A 1,714-nucleotide genomic window follows, 5' to 3' on the forward strand; every position below is an offset into this window, starting at 1 on the left:
TTCACCGCCGGTCCCAGCGTGCCGCGCCGCGACGACAGCGAACTCGATCAGTCCGTGATGATCCTCGGCGGCCAGGCGTTCGCCGGCCCCAACGCGCCGTCGGCCGCGGAGATCCGCGCGATGCTCGCGACGGCCGTCAACCGCGGTGTCAACCACGTCGAGGTTGGTCGAGGCGACCACAACGCCGAGGAGATCCTCCACAAGTGCGGCGAGCCGCAGCTGACACAGCGGCTGCACTTCATCTCCCGCCTGCGCGAGATGCGCACGAATGACCCGCGACTCGCGGCCGCCGTCATCGAGGCCCAGCTCGAGCGTTCCTTCGCCGAACTCGGCCGGCGTCGGGCGTCCGCCGTGCTCATGGCGAACGTCGACGAGGCGCACGACGCCGACGGCGCCGGCTGGCACCGCCTGCGCGACTACCAGGACAGCGGCGAGGTCGGCCGCATCGGCGTCAACGTCGAATCGCTCGAAGAACTCGAACGCGCCCTCGACCTCACCGGGCTCGGCTACGTGCAGTTCCCGCTCGGTGTCGCCGACCGGCAACTGCGCACAGCGGGAGAGCTGCTCGACGGGCGCGACGTCGTCGTCACGACGCACGCGACGTTCGCCGGCGGCACCGTGTTCGACCCGAGCGAACTCAACCGTCAGCTCGTGCTTCTTGCACACGAACTGGGCCGCGCCAACGTCGCCGACTTGTGCGTCGCCTACAGCTTGTCGCACCAGTTCGTCGACTCCCTCGCGATCGGCACCCGCAGCAACCAGCAGATGATCGACGACCTCGCCTACTGCCTCAACGCGCCGCTGACGGCCGACGAGCGCGCCGCCGTCGAAGAGCGCCTGGACTCGGTGATGGCCTGATGGCGACGCGCACCCCGTGGCAGGTGCTCGAACACCTCGTCGCGACCGATCAGACGGCACCACGGGTGACGTTCTACGAACGCACGCCCGGCCCCACACAGGGTGAACGCATCGAGTTGTCGGCAAAGGTGCTGACGAACTGGGTGAGCAAGGCCGCCAACATGCTCTCGGAGGAGCTCGATGTCGACGCGTCCTCGAGCGTCATCGTGCACCTGCCCGCTGCTCACTGGCGCACGGCCTACTGGTGCCTGGCCGTGTGGTCGCTCGGGGCGCAGGTCGTCTTCGTCGACGCCGACGACGACGATGGCGCCCTGCCGTCTGCCCCCATCGTGCGGGAGGCCGACGTGCTCGTCACCTCGAACCCTGCGGACGAGGTCGACATCGACATCGTCGTCGTCACGCTCGCGATGCTTGCGCGTCGATCGTCCGCTCCCCTGCCAACCGATGCGATCGATGAGGCGCAGGAGCTCAGCACCTTCGGCGACGTGTTCACCCCGTTCGATGTCCCGGCGCCGACGGCCGCCGCGCTGACCGTGGTGACGGGCGCCGGCGACGAGCGTCAGACGTCGTACGCCGACCTCACGACGCCACTCACCGACGCCGGCCGGCACTTCCTGGCCTCGCCGTCACCGGAGCTTCTCGCCGGCGTCCTGGCGGGCGGCGGCAGCGTCGTGCTCGTGCGAGGCGACATGGAGGCCGCTGACCTGGCGCGCCTACTGGAGCAGGAGTCCGCGCAGCCTCGATGAGGCGTCGTCGCCAGGCGTGCACGAAGGTGGACGAAATTCGCCGAGGTGCACGGAACGGTGGATGTCAACCTGTGGTGAGTCACTCAGGGCCGGGATGGTTGATTCCGGCC

General features: G+C 69.3%; 2 protein-coding genes. Both read left to right on the forward strand.

Translation table 11 applies throughout. The annotated features are described in order from the left end of the window. Positions 1-858: aldo/keto reductase (locus AX669_RS02225; protein WP_197418832.1), on the forward strand; the 858-nt coding region annotated here is incomplete at its 5' end. Then, positions 858-1,604, forward strand: coding sequence for a TIGR03089 family protein (locus AX669_RS02230; protein ID WP_062256279.1), 747 nt, complete (start codon positions 858-860; stop codon positions 1,602-1,604). The genes AX669_RS02225 and AX669_RS02230, both read left to right, overlap by 1 nt. The last annotated feature ends 110 nt before the right edge of the window (positions 1,605-1,714 follow it).

Source organism: Dermacoccus sp. CCH2-D9, assembly GCF_001556795.1.
Taxonomy (GTDB): domain Bacteria; phylum Actinomycetota; class Actinomycetes; order Actinomycetales; family Dermatophilaceae; genus Dermacoccus; species Dermacoccus nishinomiyaensis.

Coding starts and splice junctions, on each gene's coding strand:
- AX669_RS02230 (WP_062256279.1), top strand. CDS start 858: ATGGCGACGCGCACCCCGTGGCAGGTGCTCGAACACCTCGTCGCGACC.